At 66.8% G+C, this 11,495-nt stretch carries 14 protein-coding genes; 9 read left to right on the forward strand and 5 right to left on the reverse strand.

Annotated elements, in window-relative coordinates:
• The first annotated feature begins 187 nt into the window (after positions 1–187).
• The 6 genes from CXQ91_RS14100 (at position 188) to CXQ91_RS14125 (ending at position 5,785) form a co-directional block, all read left to right on the forward strand.
• Positions 188–694, forward strand: a complete 507-nt coding sequence (locus CXQ91_RS14100) for a universal stress protein (protein ID WP_104174549.1) — start codon at positions 188–190, stop codon at positions 692–694.
• A complete protein-coding gene (locus CXQ91_RS14105; RefSeq protein ID WP_104174550.1) occupies positions 691–1,224 on the forward strand; it encodes a DinB family protein in 534 nt (177 codons plus the stop codon). Before CXQ91_RS14100 ends, CXQ91_RS14105 begins: the two co-directional genes overlap by 4 nt.
• Before the next feature lie 220 nt (positions 1,225–1,444).
• Positions 1,445–2,653: an MFS transporter gene (locus CXQ91_RS14110; protein ID WP_104174551.1), complete on the forward strand. Its 1,209-nt coding sequence runs from the start codon at positions 1,445–1,447 to the stop codon at positions 2,651–2,653.
• Between the two features lie 97 nt (positions 2,654–2,750).
• Positions 2,751–3,098, forward strand: coding sequence for a metal-sensitive transcriptional regulator (locus tag CXQ91_RS14115; RefSeq protein WP_104174552.1), 348 nt, complete (start codon positions 2,751–2,753; stop codon positions 3,096–3,098).
• 84 nt (positions 3,099–3,182) lie between these two features.
• Positions 3,183–3,413 (forward strand): heavy-metal-associated domain-containing protein, encoded by a 231-nt coding sequence (locus CXQ91_RS14120; RefSeq protein WP_104174553.1) that lies wholly within the window; start codon positions 3,183–3,185, stop codon positions 3,411–3,413.
• Between the two features lie 32 nt (positions 3,414–3,445).
• Positions 3,446–5,785, forward strand: a complete 2,340-nt coding sequence (locus CXQ91_RS14125; protein WP_104174554.1) for a cation-translocating P-type ATPase — start codon at positions 3,446–3,448, stop codon at positions 5,783–5,785.
• Here the strand turns inward: CXQ91_RS14125 and CXQ91_RS14130 are convergent.
• Positions 5,782–6,054, reverse strand: a complete 273-nt coding sequence (locus CXQ91_RS14130; RefSeq protein ID WP_104174555.1) for a DUF2277 domain-containing protein — start codon at positions 6,052–6,054, stop codon at positions 5,782–5,784. The genes CXQ91_RS14125 and CXQ91_RS14130 overlap by 4 nt on opposite strands.
• 211 nt (positions 6,055–6,265) lie before the next feature.
• On the opposite strand from CXQ91_RS14130, the gene CXQ91_RS14135 reads away from it, so the two are divergent.
• Positions 6,266–6,529 carry a hypothetical protein gene (locus CXQ91_RS14135; protein ID WP_104172623.1) on the forward strand — a complete coding sequence of 88 codons (264 nt, stop codon included), beginning with the start codon at positions 6,266–6,268 and terminating at the stop codon, positions 6,527–6,529.
• Positions 6,530–6,675: 146 nt separating this feature from the next.
• Here the strand turns inward: CXQ91_RS14135 and CXQ91_RS14140 are convergent, their stop codons facing one another.
• Positions 6,676–7,668, reverse strand: coding sequence for a DMT family transporter (locus tag CXQ91_RS14140; RefSeq protein WP_104174697.1), 993 nt, complete (start codon positions 7,666–7,668; stop codon positions 6,676–6,678).
• A gap of 158 nt (positions 7,669–7,826) precedes the next feature.
• Here CXQ91_RS14140 and CXQ91_RS14145 point away from each other — a divergent pair, with 158 nt between their 5' ends.
• A complete protein-coding gene (locus tag CXQ91_RS14145) occupies positions 7,827–8,369 on the forward strand; it encodes a CGNR zinc finger domain-containing protein (RefSeq protein ID WP_104174556.1) in 543 nt (180 codons plus the stop codon).
• Between the two features lie 34 nt (positions 8,370–8,403).
• Here the strand turns inward: CXQ91_RS14145 and CXQ91_RS14150 are convergent, their stop codons facing one another.
• From CXQ91_RS14150 to CXQ91_RS14160, 3 genes are all read right to left on the reverse strand, one after another.
• A complete protein-coding gene (locus CXQ91_RS14150; protein WP_104174557.1) occupies positions 8,404–8,766 on the reverse strand; it encodes a hypothetical protein in 363 nt (120 codons plus the stop codon).
• Positions 8,767–8,849: 83 nt separating this feature from the next.
• Positions 8,850–9,446, reverse strand: coding sequence for a hypothetical protein (locus tag CXQ91_RS14155; RefSeq protein ID WP_181038892.1), 597 nt, complete (start codon positions 9,444–9,446; stop codon positions 8,850–8,852).
• 69 nt (positions 9,447–9,515) lie between these two features.
• Positions 9,516–10,886: an MATE family efflux transporter gene (locus CXQ91_RS14160; protein ID WP_104174558.1), complete on the reverse strand. Its 1,371-nt coding sequence runs from the start codon at positions 10,884–10,886 to the stop codon at positions 9,516–9,518.
• Positions 10,887–11,041: 155 nt separating this feature from the next.
• On the opposite strand from CXQ91_RS14160, the gene CXQ91_RS14165 reads away from it, so the two are divergent.
• Positions 11,042–11,476: a DoxX family protein gene (locus CXQ91_RS14165; RefSeq protein ID WP_104174559.1), complete on the forward strand. Its 435-nt coding sequence runs from the start codon at positions 11,042–11,044 to the stop codon at positions 11,474–11,476.
• Positions 11,477–11,495 lie beyond the last annotated feature (19 nt).

Here is an 11,495-nt window from a genome sequence, read left to right on the forward strand (position 1 = left end):
CGCCGAACGCTACCTGGCCGCCCTGGACGACGCGGACAGCATCGCCACCGCCTTGGTGGAAGAACCCACCCACGCCTGAACCATGCCGGTACGGGAGTGGAACGGGCTCTGACGCAGCCGTGGCCTGGCCGCCTGGAAGCGGTTGCCAAGCGCTGTTCAAGCGCTGCACACGGGGCCACAATGGAGTATGTCTCCTGAACGCTTCAGCGGGCCTCCCCCCTTGGTGGTCGGGGTGCTGCCCGGCCAGCATGCGGAGGTGCTGCGCTCCGCCAGCGGCCTGGCGGAAAAGATGGGCCTCCCCTTGCTGTGCGCCTACGTGGATGAGGCAAGCTACCTGGTCGAGTGGGACCCTGCGCGTTCCGCGCACCGGCTGTCCCTGCACCCTGACAAGGACGACGCTGATGTCCGCGCCGTGAGCGAAGAGCTGCGCGCGGTTGTTGGCGCAGCCTGCGCCGGGAAGTCCGTTGAGTGGACACTCCGGGTCCTGGCCGGAGACCCTGCCCGCGCCTTGGGACGCGTGGCCGCAGAGGCCAACGCCTCCATGATTATCGTTGGCACGCCCGAGCGCGGACTGGGGCACCGCATCTCGGCTGCCCTTAACGGTTCAGTAGCCGCGTGGCTGAGCCACCACCAGGACCGCCCCGTCCTCGTAGTGCCCGCCCGCATGGGTGCCCACCGGGACGAACCGGAGTGACGGCCACTCCGGGCACCATTCATCACGGCTACGGGCGCAACTGCAGGGAACTGGAGCTATGGTTGGCCGCGGCGTCCGACGCCGACCTCCGCCGCCGCAGCGCGGGCACCCGCTGGACCAATGAGGAGCTGCTTTTCCACATGGTCTTCGGCTACATGGTGGTGCAGGCGCTGCTGCCCCTGGTTCGCATATTCGCAGCCCTTCCAGCCCCATTTAGCAGGGGATTCGCGCGAATCCTCAACGCCGGAACTGCGCCGTTCGACGTCGTCAATTACCTGGGCTCCAAAGCAGCGGCCCGGGTGTTCAACCGGAAGCGGATGGCGGCGAAGCTCCGACGGGTCACGCGGTCACTCGAGCGGCGGCTGGAGGGCGAGTCAGTTGCGTCAATGGCCCGGGGAATGTCCTTTCCCGACCGCTGGGACCCCTTCTTCACGCCCTGGATGTCCGTGGCGGACGTCTATGCCTATCCCATCCTGCACTTTGACTTCCATGCCGCGCAGCTCAGTCTCGGCCCCGGAAGAGCAACCTAGGAAAGTCGGGACGAAAGACCCTGTGAAACTAAAGCGAAAGTAGTTATTCAGGGTGGTGGCGCTCACCGCGGCCGCCAAGTATGCTGGATTTCGCAGGAAGATGTTGGACCTGCCCCAAAAGCTGCTCCGGAGTGCGTATCCCCCAATAACGCACTCCGGAGCTTTTTAATGTCCGGCCGGATTTCCCGTGTGGCCCCGGTCGCCCCTCAGGAGCAATCCCGTGACCTCAGCGCCAAGCCACTCCCCGACCGCAACACCTGCGGTGACCGCCCCGCTGTACGCGGCCGGCTTCGTCACAGCCTTCGGCGCACACAGCATCGCCGCCGGAATGGGCGCCCACAGCGGTGACATCGGGCTGAGCCTGCTCAACCTGGGTATCCTCCTGGCCGTCTATGATCTGGCGGAGGTGGTGCTAAAACCCGTGTTCGGAGCCCTGAGTGACCGCATCGGCACCAAGCCGGTAGTCGTGGCGGGGCTCCTGGCCTTCGCCCTGATGTCGCTGATCGGGCTGTGGGGGGCGAACCCCCTCATGCTCGGCCTCGCCCGTATTGGCCAGGGCGCCGCCGCCTCGGCCTTTTCACCGGCCTCCTCCGCGATGGTGGCGAGGCTTGCCGGCCGCAGCGCCGGCACATACTTTGGCCGCTACGGTTCGTGGAAAAGCCTCGGCTATGTCGCAGGTCCCCTGATCGGCGCGGCGCTGATTTTCCTGGGCGGCTTTCCCCTCCTCTTCGCCGCCCTTGGCATCCTCGCGGCAGCCACCGCAGTGTGGGCGATGGCGGCGCTGCCCCGGCTGGACCCTCTGCCGCGGCCCCGGTACACGGTGTTGGACCTAGCCCGCCAGGTCACGCACCGCAGTTTCCTTGTTCCCACGCTGGTCCTGGCGGCGGCCACCGGCGCCCTGGGCACTGCCATCGGATTCCTTCCCGCACTGGCCACCCGGCACGGCCTGGACCCCGTCGCCGCCGTGGCCGCCGTCAGCCTGCTGGCCCTCACGTCCGCCGCGACACAGCCGTGGATCGGCCGCCTGCGCGATCAGGGCCGGCTCCCTGACGGACCGGGGATGACAGCCGGACTACTGCTGACGGCGGCGGGAATCGCAGCCGTGGCGTTGCTTCCCGGGCCGGTCACCATCTTCGCCTCGGCTGCGGCCATCGGTGTGGGCATCGGCACCGCAACACCGCTGGGCTTCGCGCACCTCGCCGCCACCACCCCGCCCGAGCGGCTGGGCCGGACCATGGGATCAGCCGAGCTGGGACGGGAACTCGGCGACGCCGGCGGCCCCCTCCTGGTGGGTGTCGTCGCCACAGCTTCCGCGCTGCCCCTGGGACTCGGAGTTCTCGCCGCGGCCGTCGCCGCCACGTCCCTCCTGGGCATCGGCAGCATCGGGCGCAGCGGGCTTCCTGCGGAGCCCCCTGAACCGAGGCCCTGAACCCGCACCGCAAAAGCGCAGCGACGCAAACCGGAGACTCGCGGTATACCCCCAGGGGGTACTTGTTTTATACCCCTTAGGGGTATATGTTGAGTATATGGACTCACCTGAAGACGCCGCCACCGGGTTTGCGGACACCGAATCCGTCCCGCAGCACGGCTACACCTCAAACAAGGACGCGTACCTGCGCAGGCTTAAACGCATCGAGGGCCAGGTCCGCGGAATCGCCCGGATGGTGGATGAGGACAAGTACTGCATCGACATCCTGACCCAGGTTGCCGCGGTAAATAAGGCCCTGCACGCGGTGAGTCTCGGCCTCGTCGAGGAGCACATTGGCCACTGCGTCGTCGGAGCCGCCTCTGAGCCGGACCCTGTACTCCGCGCGGAAACCATCGACTTCAAGGTCAAAGAGGCCACCGATGCCATCGGGCGCCTGCTGCGGTAAACCCAACCCCGCCCGCCACACCTTCCGGCTGATCCAACCGGGTCAGTCCGGCACCACCGGCACCGCCGAGAAAAAGGAGCAACCATGAGCCCCGTATCCACCACCGTCAACGTGTCCGGCATGACCTGCGGACACTGCGTGTCCTCCGTAAGCGAAGAACTCGAAGCGCTGGAAGGCGTGGAAGCGATCGACGTCGACCTCAACGCAGGTGGAATTTCCACCGTCACCATCACGTCCGAAAAAGCGCTCTCGCGCTCCGAAATCGGGGAAGCAGTGGCTGAGGCCGGCTATCTCGTGGTGGCCAACGAAGCCTGACCCGCCCACCCCACCAGGACAGAGGACACCCTGTGAGTAACGAGCAATTGCTGCACCAGCCGGGAAACCGCGTGATCGAACTGGACATCGAAGGCATGACGTGCGCTTCCTGCGTCAGCCGCGTGGAACGCAAGCTCGGAAAGCTCGACGGCGTGGAAGCCTCGGTAAATCTGCCCCTCGAGTCCGCCCAGGTCACGGTCCCGGCCGGCATCACCGACGACCAGATCACAGCCACAGTGGAAGCGGCAGGCTACAAGGCAAAGATCCGCCCCCCGCGCTACCCGAGCCAAGGTTCCGGCCACGAAACCGCTGCGCCTGGCTCCGGTGGCGCCGCGCCTGCTGACCACATAGCTCACGGTGGCGCCGCCGCCCAACTCAAGCCGAGACTGACCGTCGCAGCCGTTCTTACGGTCCCGGTGTTCGTGATCTCGATGTTCCCGGCGTTCCAGTTCGCCGACTGGGGCTGGGTTGTGGGCGCCCTGGCTTTGCCCGTCGTGAGCTGGGCGGCCTGGCCCTTCCACCGCGCCGCGGCCATCAACGCACGGCACTTCGCCTCAACAATGGACACCCTGGTCTCCATCGGCGTCGTTGCCGCCTACCTGTTCTCTGCCTGGCAGTTGCTGGCCGATCCTCGCATGACCGAACACCCGGGCATGGAAATGGGGTCGGGTGGCCTGTACTTCGAGGTGGCCTCCGTGGTCACAACCTTCCTTCTCCTGGGCCGCTACCTGGAAGCAAACGCCAAGCAGAAAGCGGGCGACGCCCTCAAGGCGCTGCTGAACCTCGGTGCGAAAGATGCCACGGTGCTGGCAGACGGCGCGGAGCTGAGGATTCCGGCCGATCAGCTGGCGGTTGGCGACGTCATGGTGGTCCGCCCCGGTGAGAAGATCGCCACCGACGGCGTGGTGATCGACGGCGCCTCCGCCGTGGATGCCTCCCTGGTCACGGGTGAGTCGGTACCGGTCGAAGTGGGGCCGGAGAGCATTGTCATCGGTGCCACCATCAACACGTCCGGCCGGCTCCTGGTCCGGGCCACCCGGGTCGGCTCGGAAACCACACTGGCCCAGATGGCGCGACTGGTTTCCCAGGCGCAGACCGGAAAAGCACCGATCGCACGCCTCGCGGACCGCATCAGCGCGGTGTTCGTTCCGATTGTGCTGATCATCGCCGTCGGCACCTTCGCCGCATGGCTGCTGATTGCCGGGCCCGCCATCACGGATGCTGAATGGCGCGCGGCCTTCACCGCCGCGGTGGCGGTGCTGGTCATCGCCTGCCCCTGCGCCCTGGGCCTGGCCACTCCGGTTGGTCTCCTCACCGGCACCGGGCGCGGCGCCCAGCTGGGGATTCTGATCAAGGGCCCGCAGGTGCTTGAAGACACGCGAACTGTCGACACCATCCTGCTGGACAAGACCGGCACGGTGACCACCGGACGTCTTGCCGTTGACGGAACCCGGGCCTTCGGCACCTACAGCAGCGCAGAGGTGTTGCGCCTTGCCGGGGCAGTGGAGGCCGCTTCCGAGCACCCCATCGCCCACGCCATCGCGGCTGCTGCGCTTTCCGCGGAGCGCCGGAACGACGACGGCGGGCGGCTTCCCGCCGTCGGACACTTCCGTTCCGCGCCGGGCGGCGGGGTTTCCGGCCAGGTGGCCGGCCAGCTGGTCACGGCTGGAAGGACAGGCTGGCTGCGGGAAAACGGCATACCTGTGACGACGGAACAGATGGAGGCGCTACGGACCGCCGAAGAGTCCGGGGCCACTGCCATCTGGGTTGCCGTGGACGGGGAGGCCGCAGGGATTGTCTCGCTGCGGGACAGCATCAAGCCGGGCTCGGCTGATGCGATTGCGCGGCTAAGGCAATTGGGCCTCCGGCCGATCCTGCTGACCGGGGACAATGCGGCAGTGGCTGCTCAGGTGGCAGCCGTCGTCGGCATCGCTCCGGACGATGTGTTTGCCGCGGTTCTGCCGGCCGGCAAGGTCGACGCCGTGCGGAAACTGCAGGCCGGCGGGGCCACGGTCGCTATGGCCGGCGACGGGGTGAACGACGCTGCGGCCCTGGCGCAGGCCGACCTGGGCGTCGCCATGGGCTCGGGCACGGATGTGGCCATCGAAGCGGCGGACCTCACCGTGATGGGCAACGATCTGCGACAGGTGGCGCAGGCCATCGAGCTGTCCCGGCGGACGCTGGCCACCATCAAGACCAACCTGTTCTGGGCATTCTTCTATAACGCCGTCGGCATTCCGGTGGCGGCGCTGGGTTTGTTGAATCCAATGATCGCCGGCGCTGCGATGGCCGCGAGTTCCGTGTTGGTGGTGGCCAACTCGCTGCGGCTCCGCAGCTTCGGCCGGCCATCCCCAACCGGCCGGGCCGCTTAGGCGGCGCCGAAGCGGACAGCCGCCCTGGCACGCGCCTTGGCGGCCTCCTCGTCCCGGTGCTTGGCCGGGGCATGCGTCACCAGCGAATCAAGCAGGTGCTGGGTGATGTGGGCGATCTCGTGCACGGCCTCCTCAAAGGCCTCCTCATTGGCCTTGGAGGGCTTGGTGCTGCCGCTGACCTTCCGCACATACTGCAGGGCGGCGGCGTGCACCTCCTCGGAGGTGGCGTGCGGTTCAAAGTTGTGGAGAGTTCGGATATTCCGGCACATAAGCCCATGCTAGGCTCTGGAACGCCTGGGATCGACCCCCTACCATGGGCTGCTTGACGTCTTCCGCACGTGGGGAGAGCTGCATGGGGAGCGGTGCCCATCGACGATCGGTTGGGCCGCGGGATAGGTTCTAGGTAATGGATCTTCCGGATGAGCCGGGGGCCGCTGGGGAGCCGATCGGATCGGGTCCGTTGACTAAAGGAGATAACTAATGGCTATTTGGGGCGCAGACATTGCTCAGCTCAAGGCGCTCGGAACCAAGCTGCAGGCTGGTTCGTCCGAGATTGAGAAGCAGAAGTCGCAGCTGTCGAAGGCTCTTGACGGCACTGACTGGAAGGGTCCGGACGCTGACAAGTTCCGCAGCGAGTGGTCCGGTTCGCACGTGACGGCCCTGGCCAAGGTGGCACAGGCGCTGCAGGAAGCCGGCAAGCAGGCTACCAAGAACGCTTCCCAGCAGGAAGAGGCTTCCCGCTAGGAAGGCCGACTCCCGCCAGGGACGGATTCCGAGGAAGTACCGACAACATGCCGGATGCCCCGGACGCCACACAGCGTCCGGGGCATCCGTGCGTCCGGGGTGTCCGGCTGTTACCGGACCGAGATGCCGGCACGGCGTGCCGCTGCTTAGGGGACCGGCTCGACGTCGTTCGCGTGATCCAGCGGCGCCGGCGTTGCCGCGCTTTCCGAAACGGAGCCGCCCGCAGCGGCGGCTGCCGCCCGCGAACCCCGGAGTTCGTCCACCCGGACCAGAACCACACCGCCGACAATCAGCACCCCGCCGAGGAGCTGGATGGGACCGGGGAGTTCACCGAGCAGGAGCCACGCCCAGATAACGGCGAAGAGCACTTCGGTGAGCGACACGAAGGACGCCACTTTGGAACCCAGCGCCCGTGCGGCAACAATGCCGGAAACGTAGGCAAGGACCGTGGCCAGGACAATCAGGCCGCCCAGCGAAACCCACCACGGCGTGACCCACGGCCCCAGCTTGGTGTCCGCCGTGCTGAAGGCCATGGGCAGAAGGCCCGTGGCTGCGGCCAGCCACATCACTGCTGCACCCACCATCAGGCCGCCGGACGCCAGGACAATCGGCGGCAGCGTGTCATTTTCCTTGGCCGTGATGAAGAAGTAGATGGCCAGGCAGACAGCAGCGGCGATTCCCCAGAGGACACCGACGAAATCAATCTTCACTGCACCTGTCAGGTCCAGTACCAGGATCAGTCCGCCCAGCGAAAACAGCGTTCCCGCAATAGTCAGGGGGCGCGGCCGCCGGCGGCTGGCCGCCCACAGCCAAAGCACAATGATCACCGGGGCCAGATACTCAAGGAGCAGGGCAACGCCTACAGACAGCCGCGCCACGGCGTTGAAGTAGAAAAGCTGGCAGGCCGCCACGCCGATCAGGCCGAACAGCAGTATGGTCAGCCAGTTGTCCTTCAGCTGGTTCCAGCGGCCGCGCAGGGCTGGGACGGCCGGGACGGCGAGGATTATCGCCGCTCCGGTGAGGCGTGCCGTCACGGCGGCGCCGGGCGTCCAGCCGGTTTCGAGCAGGGCTTTCGCAAATGATCCGGAAAGTCCGAAAACCGCCGAGGAGAACAGCGCAACGCCGAGCCCGGACGCCAGAAAGCCGGCAGCGGGACCGCGGGTGGCGCCGGGCCGGGAAACGGCGCCCTCGACGGACGCTTCGGCGCGTTTGCGTACGGCAGGCACGGCTGCCTCCTGTCAGGAGTAAAGTGGGGTAATGGTCATGACATTACGCCCGGACCCTGTAAGGAGTCAAGATGGTATTTGCCCCTGACACTGAGGTTGCACTCCGTACCGTGGTGAGACTGATCAACAGCGCCGCCAACGGCGAAGAGCACCTCGCAACGGTCGGGGATTTGGACCGCTTTCTCCACGAGGAAGGGTTCTCCGGCGCGAGGGCCCGGGACGCGGCTGAACTGGCCAGCGTCCATAAACTGCGGGGCCAACTCACCGAACTCTGGACCATGGATGAGGACTCGGCCGTCGAAACAGTCAACCGGCTGCTCCGCGACGCCAGTGCCCTGCCGCAGCTGATCAAGCACGATGAATGGGACTGGCATCTGCACGCCACCACGCGGGAAGCCCCTTTGGCGGACAGAATGAGCACCGAAGCCGCCATGGCACTGGTGGATGTGATCCGCAGCAAGGAGATGGACCGGATGCTGGTCTGCGCCGCGGAAGATTGCGACGCCGTGGTGCTCGACCTCAGCCGGAACCGGTCCAAGCGGTATTGCGATACCGGGAACTGCGCCAACCGGGCGCATGTGGCCGCTTACCGTGCGCGGAAGGCGGCGTCATAGGAAACCGCGCCGGCCGGAACCGGCGCCCGAAGATCTAGCGGGGGTCGGCGCCGGGCGCGGAATCCGGCGTCCCCGGGGCCTGGGACTCCGGACGTGCGGAGTAGCCGCCGTGCCCGGAGGACTTTTTCGAACTCAGATTGACACCGGAACCCTTGCCCAGGTGGTCGGGGTTGTCCTTGTAGCTCATCGAGAGCATGGCGGCGATGACCAGGGTCACGATGAATGCAATGCCGGCACCGGTGAAGGCGAGATCGAAACGGGGAGCCCGGGAGCTGCCCCCGGAGGCGAAGATCAGCACGGCAAAGAACGCCAGGACAGCCCAGAATGCGGAGAACATGAGGGGTCCCCTGACCGAGGTCCGCAGATTGCGCGGTTCTCCTGGTTTCTGGTGTGCCAAGGTGTTTCCTCCCGTGCGGCACGGCCGGGGCCCTGCCGCCTTTAGTCAAGCGATTGTTCTACACGAAGTAGAACCGTTCCATACTAGTTTACGGCCTCACTGGAAACGGTCTGCGCATCGTGCCGCAGGGTCAGGGCAGCCAAGATCCAAAGAACGCCGGAAATGATCGCCCCGCCGCCGGCCACCCCCAGCAGGGCATGCGCTCCGAGGCTGATGAAGAACGGCAGGGCCACAGCAGTTCCCAGGCCGATCACGCCTGAGGCCATCCAGTCGCGCGCCAGGACGCTGCGGCCGCGGTACAGGATTCCCAGGTAGAGTTCCGCTGCCCCCAGCAGGCCCAGGCCAAGTGCCGCGATGACGCCGAACACCAGTTCACCGCCCAGGAACACCACGGCAACACCGGCCCCGGTCATGGCAGCGCCGGCTGCGGCCATGGCTTTGCCGGCCGGCTGCTTGGCTGCAATGCCAAACTGCCCGATACCGCGCAGCAGCGTCACACCGGTGGCCAGCAGGTAGAGGCCGCCCGCCCAGCCCATTTCGGATGCCGACGGCGCCGCCCAGAACACGGTCACCGCGCCGAAGGCAAGGGCTACCACCGCCCTGGTGAGCACCGGCTTCCACAGGTCCGCGGCGGGAGCGGTGAGGGCAGCAGGATCGGCAGGAGATGCGGGGAGGGTCACGCGTCCAGTTTAGTGCGCAGCGGATTCCACGCGAACCCGGCACGCGAACCGCGCAGCCGAACCGGCTGGTCAGCCCCGGGAACCGGCCTGGGACGAACCCAGGACCATCCACTTGTCGGTCCTTGCCCGCAGGCCCAGGGTCACAGCGCGGGCGGACATGTAGCCCAGCGAAAAGGCAACCCACAACCAGGCGAGGCCGGCGGCGCCGTCGACTGCCGCAAGCCGCACGGCCACCAGCAGGGGCACGTACACCGCAAGGTTTACGACGCCGGCGATCGCCAGGTACTTCGCGTCACCGGCACCAATGAGGACGCCGTCCAGGACAAAAACGTAGCCGGCGAGCGGCTGTCCCACGGCGAGCACCCACAGCGAGAGCATCAGCGCGGACTGGACGCCGGCGTCGGACGTGAAGAGGCCGCCCGCCCACGGAGCCGCAACGGCCAGCAACACACCGGTGACCACACCAAAACCCGCACCCCAGCGGATCATGGTCCGGGTCAGCTCGCGCACTTTGGCAGGGTTGGCCGCACCCAACTCCTTGCCGATCAGGGCCTGGGCGGCAATGGCCAGGGCATCCAGGGCGAACGCCAGGAACGTGAAGATGGTCATGGCCAGCTGATGGGCGGCCAGGTTCACCGAGCCCTGGGCCGTAACCACGAGCACCGTTGCGAGGATCGCGATGCGCAGGCTCAGCGTCCGCAGCATGAGCCAGGACCCCACTTTGGTCATGGCCCGCACTCCCCGCCAGTCCGGCCGCAGCGAGACGCCGTGGTCGCGGGCATTGCGCTGGACGATGACCAGATACACCAGGGCCATGGCCCACTGGGCGATGCTGGTGCCCACGGCGGAACCGGTCACGGACCAATTCAGCCCATAGACGAGGGCCAGGTTGAGGAGAATGTTCAGGGTGAAGCCCGCCGATGCCACGGCCAGCGGCGTCCGCGTGTCCTGCAGCCCGCGCAGCACCCCGGTGCCGGCGAAAATCAGGAGCATGGCCACGAGTCCGGGCATGGACCAGCGGAGATAGTCGACGGCGAACTGGCGGACATCGCCCGTTGCCCCCATCAGGTCGACCAGGAGCTCGGCACCGGCAAACCCTGCCGCTGCCAGCACCAGGCCCAGGACAAGTGCCAGCCACACGCCGTCCCGGCCTGCCGCCAGTGCCTTGGGGAGCTTGCCCTCGCCGATGGCCCGGGCAACCGCCGGGGTGGTGGAGTACGCCAGGAACACCATGAGGCCAACGGCCGTGTGGAGCACCGCGGACGCCAGCCCCACCCCTGCCAGTTGTGCCACACCGAGGTGGCCAACGATGGCCGAGTCCGCCAGAAGGAAGAGCGGCTCGGCGATTAGGGCGCCGAACGCCGGGACGGCTAGGCGGAGGATTTCCCGGGTGTTCCGGCCGGCGGGAACAACTTCGGCGGTGGCGGGTGATTCTGGCACGGATTCAGCCTATCGGGAGAGACCCGTCACATGCCGCTTCAATTAGTTGACTCTTCAACTAATTCTTGGCAATGTTAATTATTGAAGTTTCAATGGCGCGTTCCTCACGGGGCGTGCGGCAATGTCCCACCGATCTCCGAAATGGTGAAACTCCTATGAATCAGTCCACACTGACCACCACAGCACTCACTATCCTGCGCGTCATAGCTGGATTCCTCTTCGCAGCCCACGGCTGGCAGAAGTTCAATGAGTGGACCATCGCGGGCACCCAGGCCTCGTTCGCCAAGATGGGCGTACCGGCCGCTGAACTGGCAGCCCCCGCCGTCGCCACTCTCGAGCTTGTTGGCGGCATCGCGCTGATCCTCGGGGTGCTGACACGCATCTTCGCCGCACTTCTCGCGCTGGACATGCTCGGCGCCCTGTTCCTTGTCCACGCCTCTGCCGGCGTTTTCGCCGCCACGGGCGGTTACGAGCTGGTGCTTCTGCTTGCAGCCGGAGCCCTCGCCATTGCCCTGACCGGCGCGGGCAAGGTGGCCGTGGACCGCGCCCTGTTCGGCCGCAGCAACTCGAAGCTCAGCGTCCTCGCCTAAGCAGCCGTCCCCCGAAACA

It is taken from the genome of Arthrobacter sp. Y81 (genome assembly GCF_002929335.1).
Lineage (GTDB): Bacteria > Actinomycetota > Actinomycetes > Actinomycetales > Micrococcaceae > Arthrobacter.